This window comes from Paeniglutamicibacter gangotriensis Lz1y, from assembly GCF_000348945.1.
Taxonomy (GTDB): domain Bacteria; phylum Actinomycetota; class Actinomycetes; order Actinomycetales; family Micrococcaceae; genus Paeniglutamicibacter; species Paeniglutamicibacter gangotriensis.
In genome coordinates, this window is the sequence record NZ_AOCK01000001.1 from 360,992 (window position 1) to 385,971 (window position 24,980).

The following is a 24,980-nucleotide window of genomic DNA, read 5'->3' on the forward strand; positions in this document are numbered from 1 at the left end:
GCCGCGGGGAACCCGGAGTATGGGGTATCTGACTCAAGTGTGTGGGTTGGCCCACGACAAACACATGCCGCGTCTCATTGAATGAGAATATGTTGGGTGGGTGCCGACCGCGCCGAGTGCCCGGCGGACTCTGGATTCGCGCAGCGGCCCGAGTGATCGGCGGTTTCAGGTGCCGTAAAGAGTGACGGCGGTGGCCTTGAGAACGAAGTAGGCCTCCGTGCCGGGGACCAGCCCGAGGTCGGCCAACGCGGCAGGGGTGATGTCCGCGGCCAGCTCGCCGGCCCGCACCCGGATGGCATCCCCGTGCGGTTCCAAATCGGTGATCGCGGCGCGAAGCATGTTCCTCGGGCTGCCGTCGTGCGGCGGATCCAGATACACCGAGACCGCCGCGGGACGGAACGCCGCCGCCGCAGGGCCACCTGGTGGGAGCTGTTCCTCCGCGGTACCGGTGATAAGCCCGTAGCGGGTTTCGACCCCCTCGGCCCGGGCGGTGCCGGTGAGCAGGTTCAACCCGGCCAGCCCCGCGGCAAAACCGGAGCGCGGCCTGTTCAGCACCTCGCGGGTGGCCCCGGCCTCGGACACCTGCCCGTCCTCCATGACGATGACCGAATCTGCGAGCATCAGGGCATCAAGCACATCGTGGGTGACGATGATGGCGTTGCGGTCGGCCAGCACGTGCTTCAGCAGCCGGCGCATCAGGGGGGCGGCATGGATGTCCAGGGCGGCCATGGGCTCATCAAGCAGCAATAGGTCCGGCCCCGCAGCAAGCGCCCGGGCCACCGCGACGCGTTGGGCCTGGCCTCCGGAGAGCTCGCCGGGGCGACGGTCCGCCAGCAGTTCGGTGTCGGTGGCCGCCAGCCAGTGTCGTGCGATGCTCCGAGATTCGGCCTTCGAAACACCCGTCGAACGCGGTCCGAAGGCAACATTCTCCAGGGCGTTCAGATGCGGGAAGAGCAGCGGGTCCTGGGCCAGCAGGGCCGTGCCGCGTGCGTGCGGGGCCAACCAGCGGTCCGGTGTGGAAGAAAAATCGAAGAGGGTGCGCCCGTTCAGGGTCGCCGATCCCGCATCGGGTTTCAGCAACCCCGCGATCACCGAGAGCAAGGTGGACTTGCCGGCGCCGTTGGGTCCCAGCACCGCCAGCGTCTCACCCGGGGCCATATCCAGTGCGATGTTGAAATTGCGTGCCTCCAGCGAGGCTTCGACTTGGAGGCTCATCGGGTGGCCCGCGCAAGGTGAGGCAACCGAGGGGATCGGTAGGACAGGGCCACGACGATCACGGCAACGGCCACCAACACCAGAGAAAGCGCCACCGCGGCATCGGCATCGGTTTCCCGTTGCAGATAAATTTCCAGGGGAAGAGTCCGGGTGACGCCCTGGAGCGAACCGGCAAAGGTCAGGGTGGCGCCGAATTCCCCCAGGCTGCGGGCGAAGGAAAGCACGGCTCCCGAAGCCAGACCGGGAAGGACCATCGGCAAGGTCACCCGGCGCAGCACCGTGGTGGGCCGGGCGCCGAGTGTCGCGGCCACCGCCTCGTACCTTCCCCCGGCGGTGCGCAGGGCACCTTCGAGGCTGACCACCAGAAAGGGCAGGGCCACGAAGGTCTGGGCCAAGACGACAGCGACTGTGGAAAACGCGATCTGGATGCCGGCCATTTCGAGACTGCTGCCCAGCAATCCCTGGCGCCCGAAGGTGTAGAGCAGGGCGATGCCGCCCACCACCGGCGGCAACACCAGGGGCAGCAGGACAAAGGCGCGCAGCAGGCGTTGACCCCGAAAATTGCCGCGGGCCAACACCAAGGCCAGCGGGACTCCGAGGATGATGCACAAGGCGGTGCTGGCCGCCGAGGTGCGCAACGACAGGCCCAACGCGGCAAGCGAAGCCTCTGAGGTGATCAGCGGAATGAACTCGGACCAGTTGACCTTGGCCACCATGCCAAGAAGCGGAAGTATGACAAAGAGAGCGCCCACCGCCGCGAACACATAAAGCCAGCGGGGGACCGCGGTGTATCCGCTTCCGCTACGACGAAACATCCCCTAGCTCCGCGGGGTTCCGAAGCCGGCGGCGGAGAGCATCTTTTGGCCCTCCGGACCCGTGACCGAGGCGATGAACGCATCGGCCAGCTTCTGATTGGAGCTGGTGCCCACGGTGGCAATCGGATAGCTGTTCACCGCGGCGGAAGACTCGGGGAACTCGATGCCCTTCACCTGGTCTCCGGCAGCCAGCACGTCGGTGACGTACACCAGCCCGGCGTCTGCTTCCCCGCTTCGCACCTTGCCCAACACATCGGTGACCGAGGATTCCTCGCTGACCGGAGTCAGTACGAGGCGCGCTGCTTCCTCGATGGTCTTGGTTGCCGCCCCGCAGGGGACCTGCGGGGCGCAGATGACAACCTTGAGTTCGGGTTTGGTGAGGTCGGCCAGGGAAGAAACCTCGGCGGGGTTGGCCGGGGGAACAACGATCTGCAAGGTATTGGTCGCAAAGTCTATCGGGGTCCCGGCCACGAGGTCCGCATCGGCCAACTTGGTCATGTTTCGCTCGTCGGCCGAGGCAAAGACGTCCGCCGGAGCTCCGGCAATGATTTGGGTGACCAGATCGGAGGAGCCGGCAAAGCTCAGCTTAATCTCGGTGCCCGGGTGCTGCGCTTCGAAATCGGCGGCCAACTCGGTGAAGGGGCCGTTCAGAGAGGCCGCGGCAAATACGGTGATTTCACCAGTTGGGCCGGAAATCGAGGTATCGGGGGTGTTGGTTTCCGCTGCGCAGCTGGCCAGTGAAACGGTCAGTGCCGCGCAGATGAACAGGGCTGCCGCACTTCTTCCCAGGCGGTTCATATCGCGGCCGGTCCCTGCGGGGATTCGATGATGACGGTGGTGGCTTTAACGACTGCCGTGGCGATGGAGCCTAGCTTGAGGTCCAATTCGCGGGCGGCTTCGCTGCTCATCAGCGAGACAACCCGGAAGGGGCCGCATTGCAACTCGACCTGTGCCATGACGGTGTCCATCGTGATGCCGGTGACCAACCCGACGAACCTGTTGCGCGCGGAAGAACCGATGCGCGAGGGATTATCCGGCAGCTGGGCCTGGTTGCGTGCCAGTTGGGCCAGCTCGAGTCCGTCCACAGCCAGGCGCCCCGATGCGTCCTTGAATGGAGTCAGATTTCCGTTCTCGGTCCAACGGCGGATGGTGTCGTCGCTGACTCCTAAGAAGCGGGCGGCTTCGGACACACGGATCTTTGTCATATCCACATAATGCCTCATATGCGGAAGCTTTGGCGTAATTCCGAAGCAAATACGAGAATTTGTATTTCTCTGCAAGGCTGGTTGGGTCGATTCGGGCACGTTGCCCAGTGCCCAGGGGCTTCCCGATGAAGGGCGATCGTACGTTTGGGTTTCCTGGACGATAGTTGCAATGTCCGGTGCAGGGTTACTGCGGGAAAGCTATCCGAGCCAGCAGCTCACGCAGGGTCTCTTTCTCGGATTTGCTCAAGTTCGCCATGGCAATATCCTCGCCCTCCGCGGTGGCCACGCGAGCCTTCTTGTAGAGCTGCATGCCTTCGTTCGTGCAGGTGATGACCTTGGAGCGACGGTCGTTGGGATCGGCAGCGCGCCCGACCAGCCCCCGACTTTCCAGCTCGTCCACGAGCGGCACGATCTGGCTCGGATCCAGCAAGAGGAATTCGGCCAGTTCGCGCTGGGTGGGTGCCATGCCGCTGCAGGCGAGGGAAAGTACAGAGTAGGAGCGAACCTTCAGCCCCAGGGGACCGAGGAGCTTGTTGGCACGCGCGGAACCCAGTGAGCGGTTCCGGGCCGTGAGGAACTCTATTTCCCCTGCCAATTCGCTGGCCAGGAAGCGGTCAATGGTATTCGTGGTGGTGCCCGGCTTGGTCGCCATGGTGTCGCCCTTCGAGATCGATAAGAAACTTAATCGTTGACTTTATCAAGAGTTTACGTTGTTATGTATGTAGCAAGGTTCCCACGACCGGGTCGGAGGGAGCAATGAACACCCTTGAAGGAGCAGACATGTCACTGGCTGGAAAAGTTGCAATAGTTACCGGCAGCGGCCGTGGCCTCGGCCTGAGCTACGCCCAAGAATTGGCCCGCCAGGGTGCGGCAGTGGTCATCAACGATGTCGACGCAGACGTGGCAGCCGAGGCAGTTTCCTCGATCACCACAGCAGGCGGCAAAGCAGTATCCGTCGTCGCGCCCGTCGGTTCCACCGAAACCGCCAAGGCACTGGTTGCCTCCGCGGTGGAGAACTTCGGTCGCCTGGACATCTTGGTCACCAACGCCGGGGTACTGCGCGACAAGTCGATCCTTAAGATGAGCGACGAAGACTTCGATCTGGTCATCAACGTGCACCTGCGTGGAACCTTCACCTGCGTCCGCGAAGCCTATGGCTACTTCAAGGAAAACAATATCGCCGGACGCATCATCACCATCGGTTCGCCCACGGGCCAGCGCGGTAACTTTGGCCAGACCAACTACGCAGCCGCCAAAGCCGGAATCGTGGGAATGGTCCGCACCTGGGCCATTGAAATGAAGCGCGCCGGTATCACCGTCAACGCCGTGATCCCGGTGGCAGCCACCGCCATGACCAAGACCGTCCCCTTCTTCGCCAAGGCCGTCGAGGCCGACGAGCGCGGCGAGGCCATGCCGGACTTCTTCCGCAAGGAACTGGGTTTCGGTACCGCCGACGACGTCGCTGGACTGATCGCATTCCTCGCCTCGGAAGAGGCGGGCAATATCACCGGCCAGGCGATCGGTGCCGGAGGGGACCGCCTGCAGCTGTGGAGCCACCCGGAAGCCATAGCTTCCGAATTTCACGACGGCGGCTGGGATTACGCGACCTTGCAGGAACAGTTCGGTACGCTCTTTGGCGAGAAGTTGCAGTCCGTCGGCGAGCAGTTCCCTGAGCTGCCGGCCGAGCTGCAGCCCGAACCAGCAGCTAAGTAGTAAGGGATACCGGGTTAGAAAATGAGCGTTCGCTACGAATCCAACATCGATCTCAACGCAATCACCGCGATCGACATGCATGTACACCTCGAGGTCGATGACTGCGGGCACAAGGCCATGCCGGAAGACCTGTTCGAGGCCTCTGCGGCGTACTTCAAATCCGCTGAGCGCACCCCGTCGGTGGATCGGGTCGCAGAGGTTTATCGCGAGGCGAAGATGGCCGCGGTGTTGTTCACCGTTGACGCCCGCACCGCACTGGGTCACGAGCCGAACTCCATCGATGACCTGGTCGCCGGGGCGGCACGCAACAACGATGTGCTGATCCCCTTCGGTTCAGTGGACCCGCGCACCGGCCCGGCAGCGATCACCGAAGCCAGGCGCCAAGCGGACGTGCTGGGTGTGCGTGGTTTCAAATTCCACCCCTCACTGCAGGGCTTCGACCCGTCGTCGGCGGAATTTTACCCCTTGTGGGAGGCGCTTCAGGAACTCGGGTTGCCGTGCATCTTCCATACCGGGCAGAACGGGATGGGCGCGGGGCTTCCCGGCGGGCGTGGCATCAAGCTGCGCTACTCCAACCCGCTGTTGCTCGACGACGTCGCTGCCGACTTCCCGGGGTTAACCATCATCATGGCCCACCCCTCGGTGCCGTGGCAGGACGAGGCAAACTCGATCGCCACCCACAAGGCCAACGTGTTCATCGACCTTTCCGGGTGGAGCCCAAAGTACTTCCCGGCCTCCTTGGTGAAGATGAGCAACAACGTCCTTGCTTCCAAGGTGCTCTTCGGCACCGATTACCCTCTGATCACCCCCGCGAAATGGCTGGCTGCCTTTGCCGATTTGCCGTTGAAGGACGAAGTGCGCCCCCGGATCCTCAAGGACAACGCGGTACGGGTGCTGGGACTGGACGGGTCATGACCGATTTCTGCCCCAGCGACCAATACAGTTTCGCCAGGCTGCTCACCGACGCCGAACGCGCGGCGCTGCTGCGCCTGCGCGCGGTACTTGATGAACATGTCCGCCCGGTTCTCAGCGACCATTGGGAGCGTGGGGAATTCCCCGAAGCGATCATCGACCCACTGGTTCAGCTGGATCTGATGCGCCCGGCCGAGGTACTGGCCGCCGGCGAAAAGGTCCGTGGCCTCTTTGACGGCTTCAGGAACTTCGAACTGGCGCGCGTCGATGCCTCGGTAGTCACCTTCTACAATGCCCAGTCCGGGCTGTTCCGCACCGCCGTGAACCTCGGCGGCAGCCCCGAACAGGTAGCCGAACTGGATCCGCTGATCGCTTCCTACGCCTACAAGGGCGTCTTTGCCCTGACCGAACCCGAGCACGGCTCGGACATCGCCGGGGGACTTGATACGCGGGCCACCTTCGTGCCGGGCACCGACGGTGGGCACTGGGTGATCAACGGCGCCAAACGCTGGATCGGTGGCGCAGCCCAGGCCGACGTGCTGGCGGTCTTCGCCCGCGACACCGCGGACAGCAAGGTCAAATGCTTCCTAGTACCCACCGACGCGCCGGGCCTGACGATGAGCAAAATCGAACGTAAGACCTCGTTGCGGATCATGCAGAACGCCGACATCGAGCTGAAAGATGTGTCGGTACCGGCCTCGGCACGGCTGGCAAACATCAACTCCTTCGCCGACGTCGCGGCCTGCCTGCGCAATATGCGCTCGGACGTCGCCTGGATCGCCGCGGGGACCGCAGCGGGCGCCTACGAGGCGGCACTGAAATACGTCACCGAGCGACAGCAGTTCGGCAAACCCTTGGCTTCCTTCCAGTTGATCCAGGAAAAGCTGGCCACCATGCTCACCAACGTCACCGCGTCGCTGGCCATGGTCGTCAGCCTGACCCAGGCGCAGGACGAGGGCATCTACAAGGACGAGAACTCGGCCATGGCGAAGATGTTCACTGCGCGCATGCTGCGCCAGACCGCCGCCCTGGCCCGGGAAGTCTGCGGAGGCAACGGCATCGTGCTCGACTACGACGTGGCCCGTTTCCATGCCGACGCAGAAGCCATCTATTCCTACGAGGGCACCGACGAGATCAATGCGTTGATCCTCGGCCGGGCCATCACCGGCATCGGGGCCTTCCGTTAGCGGGCTCGACGCCCCCCCGATTGTTTTTCCTTATGTTTCAAGACCAACCACTTTAGAAGGAGTACCCATCATGGGCCAGACAGTTCTTTCCTACGAGCAGCTCGCAACCGCCGCCGGCACCGACCTGGGCTACAGCGAATTCCGCACCGTCACCCAGGAGCAGGTCAACACGTTCGCGGATGCGACAGATGACCACCAGTGGATCCACACCGACCCGGAAAAAGCCAAGGATGGACCCTTCGGTGGACCGATCGCCCACGGCTACCTCTCGCTGAGCCTGCAGATCGCGTTCTGGTCAGAGCTCTTTGACGTCACCGGTGTCTCCACCCGCGTCAACTACGGGCTGGACAAGGTCCGCTTCCCCTCGCCGGTACCGGTGGGCGCGAAGATTCGCATGAAGGCACAGATCGCGGAGGTCGAAGAGGTTAAGGGCGGTTATCAGATCGCCGTGGACCAGGTCGTCGAGGTTGAAGGCGCACCGAAGCCGGCCGTGGTTTCCCGCGGCATCTACCGCTTCTACGCCTAGAAAACGTCTTAACGGTCGGGAACCCGAGAGGGTTTTCCCGGCCGTTGCCGTATCCGCGTTCGGGTGAATCGCGCGATCTATCGTCACATTCAGAAGTTCACGCTTTAGAAAACGACAACTATTGATTTCTTCAACGATTAAGCTTAGATTGTCGTATGTGGCAGGGGTCACAATAACTCGCGGTTGGGGCATAGTCGCCTGGGCCATCATTTTTCACCAAGGAGCATTCATGAAGAAGCGTCTGTCTACCATTTTCGCCGGGGCATCGATTGCGGCGCTCGCCTTGACCGGATGCGGCCAGGGCTCGCCCTCGGGCTCTGGATCCACCGACGAAGCCTCGTCCGGCGGATCCGACGCAAGTGGACTGACCAAGGTCGTCGTCGGGGTCCTACCCATCGCTCCTTCGGTAGCTGTGAAGTACGGAATCGACAACGGCATCTTTGAAAAGCACGGCCTTGATATCGAGCTGACCACCAGCTCCGCCGGCGCAGCAATGCTCCCGGCAGTTTCCACCGGTGATTTGAACTTCGCCGTTGGCAACCCGCTCTCGGTACTGACCGCAGTGGACAAGGGTCTGGACATGAAGATCGTCTCAGGATACTCGGACTCCAAGGCCGAGGGCGATGACATCAATGGTGTGGTCGTGCGCGGCGATTCGGGCATCAAGACCTTTGCGGATCTGGCCGGCAAGACCACGTCGGTCAATGCCCTCAAGACCCAGGGTGACCTGACCATCATGGAATCCGCCGCCATCGACGGCGGGACCCCGGGCGACCTGAAATTCTCCGAGATGCCCTTCCCGGACATGGAGGCTCAGCTTGATCGCAAGAACGTGGATGGGGTGTGGTTGCCGGAACCGTTCCTGTCCAAGGCCCTAGCCAACTCGGATAATGAGCTGCTGGGCTACCCAAACCAGAAGGCCATTCCAGGCCTACCGACCATGGTCAGTTTCACCAGCGGCAAGTTCGCTGAGGAAAAGCCTGAGGTCGTCGCCGACTTCAAGGCAGCCATGACAGAAACCCTCGCCGCCGCCGAAGATGACCAGACCGGGGCCAAAGCCCTGCTGCCGGAGTTCATGAAGATGGACCCCAAGGTCGCTGAGACCCTCAAGATGGAAACTTGGGACGGCGCGGTTCCCACGGAGCAGCTGAGCAAGCTGGCGGAACTCGCCGCAGAGCACAAGTTCCTGTCCAAAGCACCGGACGTCGACGCCATGACGGTCAAATAATCCTGAGAACAAACGTACGAAAAGGTGTGCCGGCCTTGGGGCCGGCACACGCGAAAGGCACCCCCATGCATAATCAAGGACTCGGCGGCTGGATCCACAAGCGACGCATCAAGTCGCAGCACCACGCAGCAGTCATCGAGGGCGAGAAGTCCCTGAGCTATGCGCAGCTAGCAACCCGCATCGACAAGCTGGCCAACGCACTTCGCCAGTTGGGTGTGGAGAAGGGAAGCAGAGTTGCCTACTTGGGCAACAACCATTCCGCCTTCCTTGAAACTCTCTTTGCCGCCGGCGGCATCGGCGCGATCTTCGTCCCGCTCAACACCCGGCTCACTCCACGCGAACTGAACTACGCGTTGACCGACTCCGGCAGCACCGTGCTGATCAGCTCGGCCTCCCTTGACGACCTGGCTCAGGCAGCCAAGGCCGACAGCCCCGTGGTGCACCATCTGGTGCTGGCCAATGAGCCGGGCGCCGACTCGGACTATGAACGGGCACTGTCGAACGCGGACGCCGGATACCAGGACGTTGCGGTGGAGCACGAGGATCCTGCCATCATCCTGTACACCTCCGGAACCACCGGGCAGCCCAAGGGCGCGGTGCTGACCCACGGGAACATGACCTGGAATTCGCTGAACGTCTTGGTCGACTACGACGTGACCAGCGATTCGAAGGCCCTGATGATCGCACCGATGTTCCATGTTGCCTCTCTGGGCATGGGCGCTCTGCCGACACTGCTCAAGGGCGGCACCCTGGTGCTGCAGGATCGCTTCGAGCCCTCCGCGGTGCTCGCGGCGATCGAACACCACTCGATCACCTCGCTCTCCGGGGTCCCGACCACTTATCAGCTGCTGGCCGAGCATCCCGCCTGGGCCACCACCGACATTTCCTCGCTGCGCATGCTCACTTGCGGCGGATCCGCCGTCCCGATGCGTGTGCTTGAGGCCTACGAACGGCGGAACCTAGGGTTCTCCGGCGGCTATGGCATGACCGAGACCGCTCCGGGGGTCACCTCCCTGCAGGCCGAGCGTTCCCGTTCCAAGGCCGGATCGGCCGGGCTGGCGCACTTCTTCACCGATGTGAGGATCGTTGATCCGGTCGGGAACGAGCTGCCGGCCGGTGAAGCCGGCGAAATCCTGATCTCGGGGCCGAACGTGATCAAGGAATACTGGCAACTGCCCGAGGCCAGCGAGGTGGCCTTCATCAACGGAAACTGGTTTCGCTCCGGGGACATGGGGTATCTGGATGAGGAAGGCTTCCTCTACATCTCCGACAGGCTCAAGGACATGATCATCTCCGGTGGGGAAAACATCTATCCCGCAGAGGTCGAACAGGCCATCATGGAATTGGACGGGGTGGGTTCGGTGGCGGTCATCGGCGTCCCGGATGAGAAATGGGGTGAGGTGCCGCGGGCCATCGTAGTCCCGGTCGAGGGGGCGGAGATCACCGCGGAAGAAATCAAGGAACATCTGGCCGGGAGGCTGGCCCGATACAAGATCCCCCGAACGGTAGTGCTCACCGACGACTTTCCACGCACCGCCAGCGGCAAGATCCGCAAGACCGATCTGCGCAAGACATTCGGCGGTTCCACACCGCCGGCACACATCCTGTAAGGACACCGAAACAGCATGAAAAACAAACTCACACTCGCAGTTGCAGCATTGGGGATTCTGGCACTGAGCGCTTGCGGATCAGGCTCGCCTAGTGGTGGCGCCGATAGCTCCGCCGATGCCGGGGGAGACCTGGAGAAGATCACCGTGGGCGTGATCCCGATCGTTGACACCGCCCCGATCTTCCTCGGGGATTCTAAGGGCTTCTTTGAAGAGGAAGGCCTAGACCTAGAAATCCAGACCGCCACCGGCGGATCGGCGATCGTTCCCGGAATCCAGTCCGGAAGCTACGACTTCGCCTTCTCCAACTACGTTTCGCTCATGGTCGCCAACGACAAGGGCCTGAACATGAAGGTCGTCGCCAACGGCGTCACCACCACCGGGGACGCGGACACCGACTTCGGTGCCGTGGTGGTCACCGACGACTCGCCGATCAAGACTCCGAAGGACCTGGCCGGAAAGAAGGTCTCGGTCAACAACCTCTCCAACATCGGAGACATCACCGTTTCCCAGGTGGTCAAGGACGATGGCGGAGACCCCAGCACCGTTGATTTCGTCGAGGTCCCGTTCCCGGATGCCCCGGCAGCACTGGAAAACGGCATCGTGGACGCCGCATGGATCCTTGATCCCTTCCTCGTCCAGTCACTGGGTGATGGGGCACGGGTGGTCAGCAACAACTTCGTGGACTTCGACCCTGAACTGGACATCGCCGGGTACTTCACCTCCGCCGAGAAGGTCAGCACGGAACCCGAACAGACAGCCAAGTTCCAGCGTGCCATGAACAAGTCGCTTGAATACGCGCAGGAGCATCCTCAGGAGGTCCGCGACATCGTGGGCACCTACACCAAGATCGACGCGGACACCCGCGAGGAACTTGTGCTGCCGCGCTACCGCGTAGACATCAACACCGAGGCTGCACAGAAGCTCGGCGACGCCGCCCAGGAATTTGGTGCCATCACCAAGCCCGTTGACCTCGAAACCCTGTTGCCATGACCCAAATGACTGAATCGTCGACGCGGGCCGCGGCGAAGGTGAAAGTCTCCCGTGCGCCCTCCAAGGGTTGGCCGAAGTGGGTGCTGGGTCTGATCGGCATCGTGGTGTTCCTGGGTTTCTGGGAGCTGATGCCGATCCTGGGGGTGGTGCAGGCCAAGTACCTGCCCCCGGCCTCCGAGGTCATCGCGGCCCTCATCGCAGATCTGGGCTTCACCGCGTTCTGGGTTGCCGTGGGCGACACCCTGCTGGCCTGGGCCATCGGCTTGGTCATCGCGGTGGTTGCCGCGTTGATACTGGGATTGGTCATTGGGATGTCGCCGTTCCTGCGCCGTTTCAGCAACTCGAGCATTGAATTCCTGCGTCCGATCCCTTCGGTGGCATTGATTCCGTTGGCGGTGTTGCTCTTTGGCATCAAGATCGAGTCCTCGCTGCTGCTGATCGTCTACGCGTGCTTCTGGCAGGTGCTGATCCAGGTGCTCTACGGGGTGGCTGATGTGGACAACGTGGCCATGCAGACCGCGAAGTCCTACGGGTTCTCCTATGTGCAGCGGGTCCGGGACGTCGTGTTCCCCACGATGCTGCCGTACCTGATGACAGGTATCCGGTTGGCTGCCTCGGTGGCGCTGATCCTGGCGATCACCGCGGAGCTGCTGATCGGTTCCCCGGGGTTGGGTCGGGAAATTGCCCTGGCCCAGTCCGGTGGAGCGATTTCCGGGATGTACGCGCTGATCCTGGCGACCGGATTCCTTGGGGTGGCGATCAACTCGGTGACGCGGATAGTTGAGAAGCGGGTCCTGTCCTGGCACCCGTCGGTTCGCGGGGAGGCAACGGTATGAAAACCCTGAAATCTGTTGGCTACCTGCTCGGGTTGCCCGTCATTTTGCTGCTCTGGTGGTGGATCGGGACCTCTGGGGAAGCGAACTTCTTCGTCCCCACGCCCGCGAAGCTGGTGACCACGTTCATCGACACCTGGTTCGGGGAGCGGATGCTCACCGACGTTTTGCCGAGCATCATGCGCCTGGTGGTCGGGGTGTTGGCCGCGATCGTGCTGGGCATCGTGCTGGGACTCGCGGTGGGGTTGAACCGTACGATGCGTGCGGTGACCGAGCCGGTCTTCGAGTTCTTCCGTGCGCTGCCGCCACCGGTGTTGGTTCCGGTGTTGATGCTGTTGGTGGGCATCAACGACGGGATGAAAATCGCGGTGATCATCTCCGGCTGTGTCTGGCCGGTACTGCTGAACACCATCGAGGGCGTGCGTTCCATCGATCCGGTGCAGAACGAAACCTCCAAGTCCTACGGGATCACCGGATTCTCCCGGATCCGTTATCAGATTCTTCCCTCGGCAACCCCGACCATTATGGCCGGGGTCCGCCAGGCACTGTCCATCGGGTTGATCCTGATGGTCATCTCCGAAATGTTTGCCTCGTCCTCCGGGCTGGGATTCACCATCGTGCAGTTCCAGCGGTCCTTCGCGGTCCCGGAAATGTGGTCCGGCATCGTGGTGTTGGGGTTGATCGGTGTGGCCCTGTCCTTTATTTTCCAATGGGTTGAACGGCGCGTGCTGCGCTGGTACCACGGCCTGAAAGAGGTTGAAAATGCAGTCTGAGAATCCTACGTCCCACAAAGGCGGGCGTACCCTGCCCGAGGGTGAGGCACTGCTCTCGGTGCGGAACCTGAAGAAGGTTTATCACACCGATGCCGGGGACATTGAAGCTGTCCGCAACCTGACCTTCGATTTGGGCCGTGGCGAGCTGGTCTGCCTGGTCGGCCCTTCGGGCTCGGGAAAAACGACGCTGCTCAAGTGCATTGCCGGGCTCATGGGTTCGACCGAGGGCGAGGTGCTTTTGGATGGGCAGAAGGTCACCGGTCCACCGAAGAAGATGGCGGTGGTGTTCCAGGAGTACGGGCGCTCCCTGTTCCCGTGGCTGCGGGTGGTGGAGAATGTCGAGCTGCCGTTGAAGAACGCTGGCGTTCCGAAGGAGGAGCGCAAGCGACTGGTTCAGGAAGCTTTGGAGGCGGTGGGCCTGGATCATGTGCCCAAGTCTTACCCGTGGCAGCTTTCCGGTGGTATGCAGCAGCGTGTGGCGATTGCCCGCGCCGTGGCGTACCAGCCTGAGGTGTTGTTGATGGATGAGCCGTTTGCTGCTGTTGATGCGCAGACTCGTGCGGATTTGGAGGATTTGATTCGCAGTGTTTGGAAGAAGCTGGGCGTCACGGTCCTGTTTGTCACCCACGACATCGACGAGTCGATCTACCTGGGGGAGCGCGTCATCATCCTCTCATCCTCGCCAACGATCGTGCAGGAGGATATCGTGATCGATCTTCCGGCCGAACGCGATCAGCTGGAGACTCGTTCTCTGCCGCGTTTCACCGAGTTGCGGCACCACGTTTACGGGGAGATCCAGAAGGCCAAGCAGGGGCATCGCCCCGAGGAAGCCATCACCATGGTCGTCAAGTAACCAGAGTCGTCCCTCGAACCAGGACGCCGTTTGTCTGTTATCCCCTTAACCCGGAGATAGCGGGCGGGCGGCGTCCTTTTTGTGCCCCTCGCTTCATTTATCGCACCACAGACAAGTGGCCGCCGTTCCCCGGCGAGGGGAACGGCGGCCACTTGTTGGCTGGCGGGGTTCCTACTTTTGGTAGGAGGTGCGCCATCCACCCTGGTATTCGGCCCGGGCCACGGTCGAGTACGGCACCGGGCTGACCACCACGCGGGCTTCGAACTGGCGGTGCGGCTCCACGGTGGTCTTCTTCGTCCCACCCTCCGGCTCACCCCACACGACCCGCAGCTCGGTGCCCTCCGGGACATCGGGATCGACAATGGCCAGGGACAGGCCCCGGCGTTCATTGGAGCTATAGCCGGTGAACATGGACAGGCCCACGGTCTTGCCGTCGGCATCGATGACGCGGTCGTAGTTCGAGGAACCGTAGTTGGCCAGCGGGAGATCGAAGTACTTGTAGGGGACCTCATCGGGGTCCAAAATGGAGGAAAGGATCGTCCCGAGGTCCTCGGCGTTCCACGCCAGGGTGACCTTCTTGCGCTGGCTGGCAGGATCGATTTTTTCCAGTGCCTCGCGGCCGATGAAGTCGTGATCGAACTTCACAAACGACCCGTAGCCCAGTTCCCAAGGCGTGTGATAGTAGTCCTCGATGTTCGTGGAATCGAAGCTGCCGGCCACGGCGTTGGTGGCCTCGTAGCTGTCGGGGCCCAGCCATTCGCGGTAGGCGCGCAGCTCCTCGCCGGTGTAAATCCCCGGCAACGGCGAGGGGATCCAGCCGGATTCAAGAGTGTTGGAGGGATAGGCGCGGGCACCGACCGGAACCATGCCGAATTCCTCCCCGGCTTCCAGTACCGCTGTTCGGATCGTGTCGTAGGATTCGTACGGGCCCCAGATTTCTAGTCCCGGGGCTCCTGCCATGCCGTGGCGCAGCGTGCGCACTTCGGTTCCGGCGATGGACATGGTGTCCATGGAGAAGAAGCGCTGCTTTTCTAGTGGCTCGCCATTGAGCTTCTCGATGATGTTCCAGGCCTGTGGCCCCTGGATCTGGAAGCGCCAGTACTTGCGTTGCACCGGCTTGCCCATGGGGCGCGAGGGGGAGCGGCGATCCACCTCGATCTGCACGTCGTACCCGCCGGTTTCGGCGTGGAAGAGCAACCAGTTGGCGGCAGGTGCCCGTCCGACGTAGACGTATTCATCCTGCTGTTCGTGAAAGAGGATGCCGTCGCCGATGACGTGGCCGGCCGGGGTGGTGGGTACGTATTGTTTGGCTCGGTTCACCGGGAAGACCGCCACGCTGTTGATGGCGGTGTCGGAGATCAGCTTCAGGGCGTCGGGGCCCTTGATGAAGAGGTTGTCCATGTGGTGGGTCTGGTCGTAGAGCACCGCGGTTTCTCGCCAGGCACGCTGTTCGCTGCGCCAGTTGGAGAATTCCGGGGCCACCACCGGGTAGACGTAGGCCCCGATCTGGGAATTGCGCAACAGTTCGGCGGTGTTGCCGGCCGCATCCAGGACTTCCTGGAGGTTCTTGGGTGACATGCGAGAAGGCTTCCTTTCCTGGGGGAGCGGTGCCCACTTTTCGCCGGGCCCGCACTGGAACACGAAGGGACGGCATACCTGCCGCTACCCTGACCATAAGCCACCAAACTCACTAAGTCGATAGTTACTTGAGAGGAACTTTTCCCGCCTTCCCCCCAGCTTCGAGCCCGAGGGAGGAATGTGGCTGGCTGGCCGAAATATTGGGTTCGGCACTTTCCCCCAAAGCACTATCAAAATAGGTAGTATGCGACGTACATCACTTTTCTTTCGGGGGTGTCCCCGAGAATCTTGGAGACCAGCATGAAGAAGATCAAGGGTGCATTGGCCCTGCTTGCGGTACTGAGCTTGGCGGGGTGCGGGGCAGGATCTCCGTCGAGCGGAACGGCCGAATCGTCCCCGGAAGGGACGTCCGGCAGCGGCGCGGCCACTGCCCTGGAAAAAGTCGAGGTTGGGGTGATCCCCATCGTGGACGTCGCGCCGATCTACCTGGGGGTCAAAGAAGGAATCTTTGAAAAGGAGGGCCTGGACGTCAAGCTGACGTTGGCTCAGGGTGGGGCGGCCATCGTTCCGGCCATCATGAGCGAGCAGATGGATTTCGGCTTCTCCAATGTCACCTCCATGATCGTGGCGCGTTCCAAGAGTCTGCCGCTGAAGATGGTGGCGCCCGGAGGAAGTTCCACCGGTGACACCAAAGCGGACTTTGCCTCGGTGATGACCAAGCCGGATAGCGGCATCAAGGAGATCAAGGATCTGGTCGGCAAGAAGGTCGCGGTGAACACCCTGAACAACATTTCAGACTCCACCATCAGCGAGGCCGTGAAGTTGGCCGGCGGGGACTACAAAAAGGTCCACTTCGTGGAGATGGGTTTCCCGGACATGACCGCCCAGTTGGCCGCCGGAAACGTCGATGCCATGGCGGCCGTCGAGCCATTCGTGACCATCTCCGAGGCGGATGGAAACGTTCCGATCTTCTCCAACTACGCCGAGCCGGTCGATGACCTGACGGTCGCGGTTTACTTCACCTCGGATGACTACATCAAGAAGAACCCCGAGACGGCCGCCAAATTTGCTCGGGCCATGACCGAATCACAGAAGTTCGCCGACGAAAACCCGGAAAAGGCCAAGGCTGTCCTGCCCGATTACACCTCGCTGGAGCCGGAGGTTATCGAAAAGCTGAAGATGCCGCGCTACTACACGGAAGTCAACGAGGCCTCCATCGAGAAGATCGCCGAGATCTCGCTGGACCGCGGACTGATCGAAAAGATCCCGGACCTCACGGCGCTGCTGCCCTCCAAGTAGCGGCATCGAGGCATGAAAGCGGCGGCCTGCCGGGGAAACTCTTCCCGGCAGGCCGCCGTTGGTTCAACAGGTTTCTTGGTTTCCGCCTTAGCGGTGCGCCGCAACCCAGGTGGCGGTGGTCTCGATGCCGCCGAAGGTGTAAAAGTGCAATTTGATTTCTCCGTGGCGTTCGGGCTGGTAGTCCCGTGCCAGGTCTTCAATGAAGCGCTCGGGCCCGGCGGTTCCCAGCAGGTTTCCCAGGGAGAATCCGTAACGCTTGGCAATCCCGGCGGAGGATGCGACCCCGAACCTTCCGGCGTAGCCCAGCAGGCGTTTGATGCCAGCCGGACCGGGGACCCCGATCCGCACTGGCAGGCTGATACCGCGGTCACGCAACGTGGTTAGCCAGTCAAGTATCGGGACGGTATCGAACCCGAACTGGGTGATGATTTCGCCTTCCAAGCCCCGTTCCCGCAGGGCGGCGACCTTGGCTTCGAGGACCGACCAGAGTACGTCGACCTCGATGCCTGAATGGCCGTCGGGATAGCCGGCGATCGACACCTTGTTCACTCCGAAGGCTTCGAGACGACCGGAGGTGATCAGCGACAGGGAATCGGAGAAGGGACCCATGGGTTCGGCCGGGTCGCCGCCGACGGTGAAGACATGGTGTGCGGAACCGACCCGCTCCAGGGCCTCAAGGAAAGAGTCGAGCTCGCCCGTAGATGCCAGCCTGCGTGCCGAAATGTGTGGCACTGGATGCAGCCCGGCTCGTTTGACTGCTGCCGCCGCGGCCACCCGCATCGAGAGATCCTCGTTGCCTAGGAAGGTGACGTTGACGGGGGTCCCGGGCGGCAAGGACGGGGCCGCTGCTTCGAGTGCAGGGATGTCCTTGCCCGTCATTTCCAGGGAAAAACCGTCCAACAAGCTGCCTGAAGTGGTGCCGGGATGATCCGTTGTCATTGCTGCTGCCCCTTTCGTGCCCCGCGGGGCAGGTTGGCATCATTGCCTATGCCCATAGGTATATCCCGGATGCGTGATGGTGTCCATGGCCCCGGGGTGGATTGCTTACTTATGCACAATGAGCACTTCGCCCTCAAGCCCGTCCGGGTCCCGGAAGAACATGCTAAACGCTGCCCCGAAGTCGTTGACCTTCCCGTCACCTGCCCCGGACTCGATGAGCCGGTCACGGATGGTGTCGAAGGCGTCTTGGGAAGCAGCAGCAAGGCCGAGGTGGTCGATGCGTCCGCGGCCCCACATGGGGGTCTGTCGTTGGGCCTCGGCGTTCCCCTCGATCACGAAGACATTGAGTTCCGTGCCTGGTCCGATCCTGATGTTCGTCATGGTTTCGCCCGGGCCGTGGTCACGCGTCGGCCCCACCTGCGCGTCGAAGACCTTTCGGTAGAAATCAGCCAAGGTGACGGCATCATTTGAGATAACAGCGATGTGATTGATCCCATTGAGCAGCATGTCCCCATCCTCCGGTGTTGTCGTGGCGCCCTCGAATGCCCTTCCTGCCATTGAGCTACAGGTTCCATGGGTTTTCAAGGGTCGCGCGGCCCTTCGGCGGGACCGAGGCGGGGGTGAAGGGGCGGGGGTCAGCCGTTGAGACGATCGATGAGCTTGAGTCCACGTCGAGCCCAGATGATTTCGGCTTCGGCCTGGGACATGAGCCCCTCGTAGGTATAGACCTTGTAGGCGTTGATTTTTTCGCGGTCGGCCTTCGGGCTGTTGGCCAGTCGACGGTTGAGCATGGCACTGGAGCCGTCCTCGATTTCCTTGACTTTTTCGCGCCATTGGCCCAAGAGCCCCGTGTGGTGTTCGATGTGGGCGCGTAGTTGGGCCCGGGCCGCATCCGGATCCGCCCATTCCATGTAGGCGGCCTTGAGGTGCGCCGGGTCTCGGGTGCGCGCGTATTCCAGCGGGGTGTCCATCCAGTTCCTGAAGGCGGCCTTGCCCTCCTCGGTGACGTGATACTGGCGCTTCTTGCCGCGGGAGCCCCACGGGATTTCCTCCCCTTCGAGCAGCCCCTCGGACTCCATGCGCTTGAGCTCCGGGTAGATCTGCGAGTCAGGGGCGTGCCATACGTGGCCGACCGAGGATACGAACTGCTTGTGCAGGTCGTACCCGGTCATCGGCTCGACAACGAGTAGGGCGAACAGTGCGTTTCTCAGACTCATAGCAGCTTTCGTCGGTCAAGGGTGTTGCAAATCACTATATCCGCAGTTAGTCTATGACTCACACCACTAACTATGTCGATAGGTAGTTTGCTGCCGTATCGAAAGGAAAACGCCATGACCGTCGTCGCCCCGACCAGCTCCACCACCAACAAGGTCCTGCCCCACCCGCTGAACGCCTGGTATGTGGCGGCTTGGGACCACGAGGTCACCCGCAAGCCGATGTCCCGCCGCATCGCCAACCGCCCGGTGGCCCTCTACCGCACCGAGGACGGCAGGGCCGTCGCGCTGGCGGATGCCTGCTGGCACCGTTTGGCGCCGCTGTCGATGGGCAAGACCATGGAAAAGGACACCATCCAGTGCCCGTACCACGGCATCGTCTACAACTCGGCGGGCCGCTGCGTCTCCATGCCGGCGCAGGAGACCATCAACCCCTCTGCCACCGTCCCCTCCTTCCCGATTGTGGAGCGTTACCGTTACGTGTGGATCTGGATGGGCGACCCGACTCTGGCCGACCCGGAGCTGGTGCCGGACATGCACCAGATGACCTCCGATGAATGGGCCGGCGACGGCCAGACCATCCACGCCGCCTGCAACTTCCAGCTGGTGCTGGACAACCTCATGGACCTGACCCACGAGGAGTTCGTTCATTCCTCCTCGATCGGCCAAGAAGAACTCAGCGAATCAGACTTCGTCACCGTCCGTGAGGGCAACAAGGTCACTGTCACCCGCTGGATGCACAACATCGACGCCCCACCGTTCTGGCGCAAGAACATGCAAGACAAGTTCCCCGGATTCGAGGGCAAGGTGGACCGTTGGCAGATCATCAACTACGAAGCACCCTCCACCATCAGCATCGACGTGGGAGTGGCCAAGGCCGGCACCGGCGCACCGGAAGGCGACCGCAGCCAGGGCGTGAACGGATTCGTCATGAATACCCTCACCCCGGAGACCGATCGGTCTTCGCACTACTTCTGGGCCTTCATGCGCAACTACGCCCTGGACAGCCAGTTGATCACCACCCAGCTGCGCGACGGCGTGCACGGGGTCTTCGGCGAGGACGAGGAAATGCTCAAGGCCCAGCAGGCAGCCATCGATGCCAACCCCGACTACGAGTTCTACAACCTGAACATAGACTCCGGAGGCATGTGGGTGCGACGCATCATCGAATCGATGCTCGCCGCCGAGGGGCGTCTGGTCGCCTCCGCCTAGCGGTTGGGCGTACCGGACACCGAAAGGAAACGGACAAGAACCATGGCAGCAACAAACATTGAAACCTGGCAATCGGCCACCGTCATCGAGACCCTTCCGGTGGCCACAGGCATCACCCGCATCGTGCTGGAGCCCTCTATGCCGGTGTCGGCCGAACCGGGAACCCACATCGACCTCATGGTTGAAATCGAGGGTGAGGCGGTCAAACGCTCCTACTCGGTGGTCGAATCCACACACGGCGGCACCCGTCTGGTGATCAGCGTGATGAAGGCGCCGCTCTCACGGGGCGGATCGATCTTCATGCACTCCCTGATCCCCGGAGCACGGCTGGACATCACCCAACCGCTGCAGAACTTCCCGTTGCGCGTGGGCGCCCAGCGCTACATCCTGCTGGCCGGCGGCATCGGCGTGACGGCCATTGCCAACATGGCCGCGGTGCTCAAGCGGCTAAAGGCCGACTACACGCTGGTGTACGTGGGCCGCAGCCGCAACGCCATGGCCTACGTCGATGAGCTCTCGGAGCTGCACGGCGAACGCCTCGAAACCCACATCGATGACGAAGGGTCCTCGCTTAAGGTCCCCGAACTGGTGGGCCGCGCGGATGCGAGCACCGAGCTGTACATGTGCGGGCCCATCCGGCTCATGGATGCGGTGCGCCGCAGCTGGGTCGAGCGCGAGCTGGATCTACCGAACCTGCGCTACGAGACCTTCGGAAATAGCGGCTGGTACGACCCCGAGGAATTCATCGTGCGCGTCCCCAAACTGGATCTCGAAGTGCGCGTCCCCCAGGGTCGCTCGATGCTTGAGGCACTGGAAGATGCGGGGGCGGAAATGATGTTCGACTGCCGCAAGGGCGAATGCGGGCTCTGCGAGGTGCGCATCACCGAACTGTCCGGAACCATCGATCACCGCGACGTGTTCTATTCCAAGCGCCAGCAACGGCTGGCCACCAAGATGAACTGTTGCGTCTCGCGCGCTGTCACCTCGGCCACCGGGGCCCAGTCCGACGCCGCCCATGCCGGGCCCGCCGTCATCACCATCGAACCGAACTAGCCACCACCCACGCACGACGAGTCTCCTGAAGGTTCCGACAAGGGACCTTACGGGTGATTTGTTGCGCCCATAAACGGAAGACAACCCCCATGAACATCAGAGATCGCATAGATGCCTCGCCCATGACCAGCTTCCAATGGGTTGTCATCGGCGTCTGTACCTTCCTCAACGCCCTCGACGGATTCGATGTGCTGGCCATGGCCTTCACCGCCAACCGCGTATCCGCCGAGTTCGGGCTCAGCGGTTCCCAGCTTGGCGTGCTGCTCAGCACAGGACTCTTTGGCATGGCTGCAGGGTCCCTGGGCCTGGCGCCCTTCTCCGATATCTTCGGGCGACGTCCGATGCTCTTGTTCGCGACGGGGCTTGCCGCGGTGGGAATGTTCCTGTCTTCCACCTCGGGCTCGGTGACGGAATTGGGGCTGTGGCGCTTGGTGACAGGTCTGGGCGTGGGCGGCATCCTTGCCTGCACCAACGTCATTACGAGCGAATATGCCAACAAACGCTGGCGAGGTATGGCAGTGAGTATCTATACCGCCCGCTACGGTGTGGGGGCCACGCTCGGAGGAGTGGCCGCAGTTTCGCTCCAAGCCTCCTACGGTTGGCGTTCCGTTTTCGTCTTTGGGGGTGCTGTCACCGCCGCTGCGTTTGTTCTTCTGCTCGCTGTAGTGCCCGAATCGGTAGATTTCCTTGTCACCAAGCGACCGGCGCGCGCGCAGCAACGTCTCGCGGTTCTGGCATGCAAGCTTCGCCTCGACCAAGACACCGTCCTGCTTCCCAATCTCCCGGCCAGCACAGGAGGCCGTGCTGTGACTGGCCAACAGCTGACGGCGCTGTTCTCCCCGGCGAACCGCAGGGTGACCACGTTGATCTGGGTTGCCTTCTTTGCGACCATGTTCGGCTTCTACTTCGTGAACAGCTGGACACCCAAATTGTTGGTGACTGCTGGCATGACCGAAAGCCAGGGTGTTGTTGGCGGGCTCATGCTGACCCTGGGCGGGACCTTTGGCGCGTTGCTCTTTGGTGCGCTGACCACCACGTGGCAAACGCGTAAGGTGCTGCTGGTTTTCACCGTGCTCTCCTCTATCACGATGGTGCTGTTCATCTCGGCCGTCGGTATCCTGACCTTGGCCTTTGGAATGGGCATCGTGGTGGGAATGCTCATTAATGGCTGCATCGCCGGCCTGTATACGTTGGCACCTGCCTCATACGCCCCGCAAACCCGTGGCACGGGCGTCGGCTGGGCCATCGGCATCGGACGGTTCGGGGCAATCCTCGCCCCGCTGGCAGCCGGTGCGCTACTTGATGCTGCATGGAGTGCCGGACAGCTGTATCTGGGTGTTGGCCTCATGGTCTTGGTTGCGGCAGTTGCCATTGGTTTGATGCGCTCGCCGAAGGTCAACGATCCTGAAGTTGCGCCGGAGACAACGAGCGCAGCCGGAGCACTAGAGAGCCAAGGCAGCCGATAGAGGAAAGCCCTTGGAAAATTCGGATTCCTAGTGCACAAGAGATACTGTGCGCGGCCGTCTGCAGCGCCATCACTGCGGAAGGCAATAACCCGGAATCACCACGGCTAAAACCGCCAGCGCGTAACCGCGGGAATCGAGGATAGGAACCATCGACCACCGCGACATGTTCTATTCCAAACGCCAGCAACGGCTGGCCACCAAGATGAACTGTTGCGTCTCGCGCGCCGTCCCCTCGGCCACCGAGGCTCAGGCCGACGCCGTCCGCACCGGGTCCGCCGTCATCACCATCAAACCCAACTAACGGCAAATAGGATGAGTGAAATCTTTGTGGAAGGAACAAGAATGACTCCGATTCCGCCGGCACTGGATTACGTGGCAACCATTGAGGTTGAGGTCAGCCCCACGATCGAGATTGGCACCACGGCCCAAGGAATCCGCCGGGTCGCGCCCATCCGTGGCGGCAGGGTGGTTGGTCCGGGGATTTCCGGCAAGGTGCTCGACGCCGGGGCAGACTTCCAGCGCTACCCGACTTCCGACCTGGCATACCTCGAAGCCAACTACGTCCTCGAGCTGGACGACGGCCACCGGATCCTGGTGGAAAACCAGGCGATCCGCTCGGCAGATCCCGCGGACCTCAACCGCATGATGGCCGGGGAAACCGTAGACCACTCCCGCGTCTACTTCCGCTGCGTGCCGAGCCTCTCGGCCGATGACTCGGGACCTCACGCGTGGATGAACCGCACGATGTTCCTGGGCACCGGTGAACGTCTGACCGGCGGCGTGCGCATCGAGGTGTTTCGCGTGCGCTAGCCAAAGCGTTCGCGCTGACGTGCCTCCGCTACTCTTGAGGAAAGCCTGAAAGTCCGAGGAGAAATTCATTGCCCTGCTGCCACCCGGCCGAACGCGCACACCCTTCCGGCACGGATGTCCCGGCCTCCGCTCCGGAGAAAGTTGTAGCTTCCGGCGCTCCCTCCGCTGACCATCGGCCGGCGGAGCAGCTTGAGCTGGCCGGTGGTGACTTTGCCATGGGGGATCCTTTTGCCGAGGGCTACGTTGATGACGGGGAACTCCCGGTCCATGCGGTAAACCTTTCCCCCTTCGCGATCGACGCGACCACCGTGACCAACACGGAGTTCGCCCGGTTCGTGGAGGCCACAGGGTATCGAACCGAGTCCGAGCTCTACGGGTACTCCGCGGTCTTCCACCTGCTGGCCCAAGCGAAGACGCAGGACATCCTGGGCACCGCCGAGGGCGCAAGGTGGTGGCTCACGGTGCGCGGGGCGGACTGGGCCCACCCGCACGGACCCGAATCCACCTGGCAAGATATCTCCGAGCACCCCGTGGTGCAGGTGTCCTGGAACGACGCGCAAGCCTATTGCGCCTGGGCCGGACGCGCCCTACCCACCGAAGCCCAATGGGAATATGCCGCCCGCGGCAGCCTCGTAGCCAAGCGCTACCCATGGGGAGACGAGCTGCACGGACCTGACGGGGAGCACCTGTGCAACATCTGGCAAGGCGAGTTTCCAACGCGCAACACCCTCGACGACGGATTCCTGGGCACCGCGCCGGTCAGATCCTTCCCACCCAACGGGTACGGGCTCTATGAGACCAGTGGCAACGTCTGGGAATGGTGCGCCGACTGGTTCCTGCCGAAATACTACAGAAACTCTCCTGACGCAGACCCCGCCGGACCAAGCATCGGCCGCGGCAGAGTCATGCGCGGCGGATCCTTCCTCTGCCACGATTCCTATTGCAACCGTTACCGGCTTGCCGCCAGGTCCTCCAATACCGCGGACTCGGCCAGCAGCAACACCGGGTTCCGCACCGTCGCCGGCACAGCCTGACCCCCGGGTCTCCCCAGGAACGCGTAGGCCTATTCGTAGATCCTAGCTATTTCCCGGTCCAGGGCAATGATCTGCTCCGGGTTGTAGGCGCTCTTTTCTCTGGGGGTGTAGCGGACCCGGTGCAGGGTCCCGGTGTAATGGAAGCAGCCGTGGCGTAGCGACAGCTCCCAGTCCACGGGCCCGCCGCGGTCCAATCCGATGCTGATCCCGGCGAACGGAGATACCCCGGTCAGCTGCAGCAGGTGCTGCAGGACCATCACATCTTCACGCTGATGAACACATCCCAGGTGATCCCGGGCAGCACGATGAAATCGACCGTGACCAGATGACTGCCAGCGGTCAACGGCTCACTGGTCCGCAGCATCTTCCCGTATTGGTTGTAGCTGAAGTGCAGCTGCCCGTTCTCTGCGAAAAGTACGTAGCCGCCACCCTGGTCGCCATGGGCCAGCCGAATCGTTGGCAGGGAGGGCCAAGCGGTGCGGCGATGCAAACGCTTTTTCTCACTCGAAAGAGCA

General features: G+C 62.3%; 28 protein-coding genes. 17 read left to right on the forward strand and 11 right to left on the reverse strand.

All coding sequences use genetic code 11. The features are described 5' to 3' along the window. Positions 1-165: 165 nt before the first annotated feature. The 5 genes from ADIAG_RS01665 to ADIAG_RS22485 form a co-directional block, all read right to left on the reverse strand. Positions 166-1,215, reverse strand: coding sequence for a sulfate/molybdate ABC transporter ATP-binding protein (locus ADIAG_RS01665; protein WP_007269554.1), 1,050 nt, complete (start codon positions 1,213-1,215; stop codon positions 166-168). Then, positions 1,212-2,030 carry an ABC transporter permease gene (locus tag ADIAG_RS01670; RefSeq protein WP_007269555.1) on the reverse strand — a complete coding sequence of 273 codons (819 nt, stop codon included), beginning with the start codon at positions 2,028-2,030 and terminating at the stop codon, positions 1,212-1,214. The genes ADIAG_RS01665 and ADIAG_RS01670 overlap by 4 nt, the downstream gene beginning before the upstream one ends. Positions 2,031-2,033: 3 nt before the next feature. After that, on the reverse strand, positions 2,034-2,828 hold the full coding sequence (modA, locus tag ADIAG_RS01675) for a molybdate ABC transporter substrate-binding protein (RefSeq protein ID WP_007269556.1): 795 nt from the start codon (positions 2,826-2,828) through the stop codon (positions 2,034-2,036). Next, positions 2,825-3,235: a TOBE domain-containing protein gene (locus ADIAG_RS01680; RefSeq protein ID WP_007269557.1), complete on the reverse strand. Its 411-nt coding sequence runs from the start codon at positions 3,233-3,235 to the stop codon at positions 2,825-2,827. The genes modA and ADIAG_RS01680 overlap by 4 nt, the downstream gene beginning before the upstream one ends. A 184-nt stretch (positions 3,236-3,419) precedes the next feature. Then, positions 3,420-3,887, reverse strand: coding sequence for a MarR family winged helix-turn-helix transcriptional regulator (locus ADIAG_RS22485; RefSeq protein ID WP_007269558.1), 468 nt, complete (start codon positions 3,885-3,887; stop codon positions 3,420-3,422). A 128-nt stretch (positions 3,888-4,015) separates the two neighbouring features. Here ADIAG_RS22485 and ADIAG_RS01690 point away from each other — a divergent pair, with 128 nt between their 5' ends. The 10 genes from ADIAG_RS01690 (at position 4,016) to ADIAG_RS01735 (ending at position 13,860) form a co-directional block, all read left to right on the forward strand. Beyond that, positions 4,016-4,948 (forward strand): SDR family NAD(P)-dependent oxidoreductase, encoded by a 933-nt coding sequence (locus ADIAG_RS01690; RefSeq protein ID WP_043472611.1) that lies wholly within the window; start codon positions 4,016-4,018, stop codon positions 4,946-4,948. A gap of 21 nt (positions 4,949-4,969) precedes the next feature. Continuing rightward, positions 4,970-5,863: a 4-hydroxyphenyl-beta-ketoacyl-CoA hydrolase gene (locus ADIAG_RS01695; RefSeq protein WP_007269560.1), complete on the forward strand. Its 894-nt coding sequence runs from the start codon at positions 4,970-4,972 to the stop codon at positions 5,861-5,863. Beyond that, positions 5,860-7,047, forward strand: a complete 1,188-nt coding sequence (locus tag ADIAG_RS01700) for an acyl-CoA dehydrogenase family protein (RefSeq protein WP_007269561.1) — start codon at positions 5,860-5,862, stop codon at positions 7,045-7,047. Before ADIAG_RS01695 ends, ADIAG_RS01700 begins: the two co-directional genes overlap by 4 nt. A 70-nt stretch (positions 7,048-7,117) precedes the next feature. Then, positions 7,118-7,573 carry a MaoC family dehydratase gene (locus tag ADIAG_RS01705; RefSeq protein WP_007269562.1) on the forward strand — a complete coding sequence of 152 codons (456 nt, stop codon included), beginning with the start codon at positions 7,118-7,120 and terminating at the stop codon, positions 7,571-7,573. Between the two features lie 229 nt (positions 7,574-7,802). Continuing rightward, positions 7,803-8,801, forward strand: coding sequence for an ABC transporter substrate-binding protein (locus tag ADIAG_RS01710; protein ID WP_007269563.1), 999 nt, complete (start codon positions 7,803-7,805; stop codon positions 8,799-8,801). 65 nt (positions 8,802-8,866) lie between these two features. Continuing rightward, complete coding sequence (locus ADIAG_RS01715; RefSeq protein ID WP_007269564.1) at positions 8,867-10,411, forward strand: acyl-CoA synthetase; 1,545 nt, start codon at positions 8,867-8,869, stop codon at positions 10,409-10,411. Between the two features lie 15 nt (positions 10,412-10,426). Next, positions 10,427-11,401, forward strand: a complete 975-nt coding sequence (locus ADIAG_RS01720; protein ID WP_007269565.1) for an ABC transporter substrate-binding protein — start codon at positions 10,427-10,429, stop codon at positions 11,399-11,401. Beyond that, positions 11,398-12,237 (forward strand): ABC transporter permease, encoded by an 840-nt coding sequence (locus ADIAG_RS01725; RefSeq protein WP_007269566.1) that lies wholly within the window; start codon positions 11,398-11,400, stop codon positions 12,235-12,237. The genes ADIAG_RS01720 and ADIAG_RS01725 overlap by 4 nt, the downstream gene beginning before the upstream one ends. After that, on the forward strand, positions 12,234-13,007 hold the full coding sequence (locus ADIAG_RS01730; protein WP_007269567.1) for an ABC transporter permease: 774 nt from the start codon (positions 12,234-12,236) through the stop codon (positions 13,005-13,007). Before ADIAG_RS01725 ends, ADIAG_RS01730 begins: the two co-directional genes overlap by 4 nt. After that, complete coding sequence (locus ADIAG_RS01735) at positions 12,997-13,860, forward strand: ABC transporter ATP-binding protein (RefSeq protein WP_007269568.1); 864 nt, start codon at positions 12,997-12,999, stop codon at positions 13,858-13,860. The genes ADIAG_RS01730 and ADIAG_RS01735 overlap by 11 nt, the downstream gene beginning before the upstream one ends. 171 nt (positions 13,861-14,031) lie before the next feature. On the opposite strand, the gene ligM is transcribed toward ADIAG_RS01735, so the two are convergent. Next, positions 14,032-15,438: a vanillate/3-O-methylgallate O-demethylase gene (ligM, locus tag ADIAG_RS01740; RefSeq protein WP_007269569.1), complete on the reverse strand. Its 1,407-nt coding sequence runs from the start codon at positions 15,436-15,438 to the stop codon at positions 14,032-14,034. A gap of 300 nt (positions 15,439-15,738) precedes the next feature. Between ligM and ADIAG_RS01745 the strand changes: the two genes are divergently transcribed. Further along, positions 15,739-16,737, forward strand: coding sequence for an ABC transporter substrate-binding protein (locus ADIAG_RS01745; protein ID WP_007269570.1), 999 nt, complete (start codon positions 15,739-15,741; stop codon positions 16,735-16,737). A gap of 87 nt (positions 16,738-16,824) precedes the next feature. Here the strand turns inward: ADIAG_RS01745 and ADIAG_RS01750 are convergent, their stop codons facing one another. The 3 genes from ADIAG_RS01750 to ADIAG_RS01760 all read right to left on the reverse strand — a co-directional run bounded on the left by ADIAG_RS01750 (position 16,825) and on the right by ADIAG_RS01760 (position 18,893). Next, positions 16,825-17,676 (reverse strand): methylenetetrahydrofolate reductase, encoded by an 852-nt coding sequence (locus tag ADIAG_RS01750; RefSeq protein ID WP_007269571.1) that lies wholly within the window; start codon positions 17,674-17,676, stop codon positions 16,825-16,827. Between the two features lie 105 nt (positions 17,677-17,781). Further along, positions 17,782-18,234, reverse strand: coding sequence for a VOC family protein (locus ADIAG_RS01755; RefSeq protein WP_200859341.1), 453 nt, complete (start codon positions 18,232-18,234; stop codon positions 17,782-17,784). A 77-nt stretch (positions 18,235-18,311) separates the two neighbouring features. Further along, complete coding sequence (locus tag ADIAG_RS01760; protein ID WP_007269573.1) at positions 18,312-18,893, reverse strand: helix-turn-helix transcriptional regulator; 582 nt, start codon at positions 18,891-18,893, stop codon at positions 18,312-18,314. Positions 18,894-19,007: 114 nt separating this feature from the next. Between ADIAG_RS01760 and ADIAG_RS01765 the strand changes: the two genes are divergently transcribed. The 6 genes from ADIAG_RS01765 to ADIAG_RS01785 all read left to right on the forward strand — a co-directional run bounded on the left by ADIAG_RS01765 (position 19,008) and on the right by ADIAG_RS01785 (position 24,465). Next, positions 19,008-20,102: a Rieske 2Fe-2S domain-containing protein gene (locus ADIAG_RS01765; protein WP_007269574.1), complete on the forward strand. Its 1,095-nt coding sequence runs from the start codon at positions 19,008-19,010 to the stop codon at positions 20,100-20,102. 42 nt (positions 20,103-20,144) lie between these two features. Continuing rightward, positions 20,145-21,155, forward strand: a complete 1,011-nt coding sequence (locus ADIAG_RS01770; protein WP_007269575.1) for a PDR/VanB family oxidoreductase — start codon at positions 20,145-20,147, stop codon at positions 21,153-21,155. 89 nt (positions 21,156-21,244) lie between these two features. Beyond that, positions 21,245-22,621, forward strand: a complete 1,377-nt coding sequence (locus ADIAG_RS01775) for an MFS transporter (protein ID WP_007269576.1) — start codon at positions 21,245-21,247, stop codon at positions 22,619-22,621. Positions 22,622-22,784: 163 nt separating this feature from the next. Continuing rightward, positions 22,785-22,922, forward strand: coding sequence for a hypothetical protein (locus tag ADIAG_RS21255; RefSeq protein WP_007269577.1), 138 nt, complete (start codon positions 22,785-22,787; stop codon positions 22,920-22,922). A 41-nt stretch (positions 22,923-22,963) separates the two neighbouring features. Next, positions 22,964-23,431 carry a DUF3237 family protein gene (locus ADIAG_RS01780; protein WP_007269578.1) on the forward strand — a complete coding sequence of 156 codons (468 nt, stop codon included), beginning with the start codon at positions 22,964-22,966 and terminating at the stop codon, positions 23,429-23,431. Between the two features lie 68 nt (positions 23,432-23,499). Then, positions 23,500-24,465, forward strand: coding sequence for a formylglycine-generating enzyme family protein (locus tag ADIAG_RS01785; RefSeq protein WP_007269579.1), 966 nt, complete (start codon positions 23,500-23,502; stop codon positions 24,463-24,465). Between the two features lie 29 nt (positions 24,466-24,494). Here the strand turns inward: ADIAG_RS01785 and ADIAG_RS01790 are convergent, their stop codons facing one another. Further along, positions 24,495-24,722, reverse strand: coding sequence for a hypothetical protein (locus ADIAG_RS01790; protein ID WP_007269580.1), 228 nt, complete (start codon positions 24,720-24,722; stop codon positions 24,495-24,497). After that, positions 24,722-24,955, reverse strand: coding sequence for a hypothetical protein (locus tag ADIAG_RS01795; protein ID WP_007269581.1), 234 nt, complete (start codon positions 24,953-24,955; stop codon positions 24,722-24,724). Before ADIAG_RS01795 ends, ADIAG_RS01790 begins: the two co-directional genes overlap by 1 nt. Between the last annotated feature and the right edge of the window lie 25 nt (positions 24,956-24,980).

What these genes read in the sequence shown, in the direction of transcription:
- ADIAG_RS01665 (WP_007269554.1), bottom strand. Translation starts at nt 1,215, where the DNA reads ATGAGCCTCCAAGTCGAAGCCTCGCTGGAGGCACGCAATTTCAACATC.
- ADIAG_RS01670 (WP_007269555.1), bottom strand. Translation starts at nt 2,030, where the DNA reads ATGTTTCGTCGTAGCGGAAGCGGATACACCGCGGTCCCCCGCTGGCTT.
- modA (WP_007269556.1), bottom strand. Translation starts at nt 2,828, where the DNA reads ATGAACCGCCTGGGAAGAAGTGCGGCAGCCCTGTTCATCTGCGCGGCA.
- ADIAG_RS01680 (WP_007269557.1), bottom strand. Translation starts at nt 3,235, where the DNA reads ATGACAAAGATCCGTGTGTCCGAAGCCGCCCGCTTCTTAGGAGTCAGC.
- ADIAG_RS22485 (WP_007269558.1), bottom strand. Translation starts at nt 3,887, where the DNA reads ATGGCGACCAAGCCGGGCACCACCACGAATACCATTGACCGCTTCCTG.
- ADIAG_RS01690 (WP_043472611.1), top strand. Translation starts at nt 4,016, where the DNA reads ATGTCACTGGCTGGAAAAGTTGCAATAGTTACCGGCAGCGGCCGTGGC.
- ADIAG_RS01695 (WP_007269560.1), top strand. Translation starts at nt 4,970, where the DNA reads ATGAGCGTTCGCTACGAATCCAACATCGATCTCAACGCAATCACCGCG.
- ADIAG_RS01700 (WP_007269561.1), top strand. Translation starts at nt 5,860, where the DNA reads ATGACCGATTTCTGCCCCAGCGACCAATACAGTTTCGCCAGGCTGCTC.
- ADIAG_RS01705 (WP_007269562.1), top strand. Translation starts at nt 7,118, where the DNA reads ATGGGCCAGACAGTTCTTTCCTACGAGCAGCTCGCAACCGCCGCCGGC.
- ADIAG_RS01710 (WP_007269563.1), top strand. Translation starts at nt 7,803, where the DNA reads ATGAAGAAGCGTCTGTCTACCATTTTCGCCGGGGCATCGATTGCGGCG.
- ADIAG_RS01715 (WP_007269564.1), top strand. Translation starts at nt 8,867, where the DNA reads ATGCATAATCAAGGACTCGGCGGCTGGATCCACAAGCGACGCATCAAG.
- ADIAG_RS01720 (WP_007269565.1), top strand. Translation starts at nt 10,427, where the DNA reads ATGAAAAACAAACTCACACTCGCAGTTGCAGCATTGGGGATTCTGGCA.
- ADIAG_RS01725 (WP_007269566.1), top strand. Translation starts at nt 11,398, where the DNA reads ATGACCCAAATGACTGAATCGTCGACGCGGGCCGCGGCGAAGGTGAAA.
- ADIAG_RS01730 (WP_007269567.1), top strand. Translation starts at nt 12,234, where the DNA reads ATGAAAACCCTGAAATCTGTTGGCTACCTGCTCGGGTTGCCCGTCATT.
- ADIAG_RS01735 (WP_007269568.1), top strand. Translation starts at nt 12,997, where the DNA reads ATGCAGTCTGAGAATCCTACGTCCCACAAAGGCGGGCGTACCCTGCCC.
- ligM (WP_007269569.1), bottom strand. Translation starts at nt 15,438, where the DNA reads ATGTCACCCAAGAACCTCCAGGAAGTCCTGGATGCGGCCGGCAACACC.
- ADIAG_RS01745 (WP_007269570.1), top strand. Translation starts at nt 15,739, where the DNA reads ATGAAGAAGATCAAGGGTGCATTGGCCCTGCTTGCGGTACTGAGCTTG.
- ADIAG_RS01750 (WP_007269571.1), bottom strand. Translation starts at nt 17,676, where the DNA reads ATGACAACGGATCATCCCGGCACCACTTCAGGCAGCTTGTTGGACGGT.
- ADIAG_RS01755 (WP_200859341.1), bottom strand. Translation starts at nt 18,234, where the DNA reads ATGGCAGGAAGGGCATTCGAGGGCGCCACGACAACACCGGAGGATGGG.
- ADIAG_RS01760 (WP_007269573.1), bottom strand. Translation starts at nt 18,893, where the DNA reads ATGAGTCTGAGAAACGCACTGTTCGCCCTACTCGTTGTCGAGCCGATG.
- ADIAG_RS01765 (WP_007269574.1), top strand. Translation starts at nt 19,008, where the DNA reads ATGACCGTCGTCGCCCCGACCAGCTCCACCACCAACAAGGTCCTGCCC.
- ADIAG_RS01770 (WP_007269575.1), top strand. Translation starts at nt 20,145, where the DNA reads ATGGCAGCAACAAACATTGAAACCTGGCAATCGGCCACCGTCATCGAG.
- ADIAG_RS01775 (WP_007269576.1), top strand. Translation starts at nt 21,245, where the DNA reads ATGAACATCAGAGATCGCATAGATGCCTCGCCCATGACCAGCTTCCAA.
- ADIAG_RS21255 (WP_007269577.1), top strand. Translation starts at nt 22,785, where the DNA reads ATGTTCTATTCCAAACGCCAGCAACGGCTGGCCACCAAGATGAACTGT.
- ADIAG_RS01780 (WP_007269578.1), top strand. Translation starts at nt 22,964, where the DNA reads ATGACTCCGATTCCGCCGGCACTGGATTACGTGGCAACCATTGAGGTT.
- ADIAG_RS01790 (WP_007269580.1), bottom strand. Translation starts at nt 24,722, where the DNA reads ATGGTCCTGCAGCACCTGCTGCAGCTGACCGGGGTATCTCCGTTCGCC.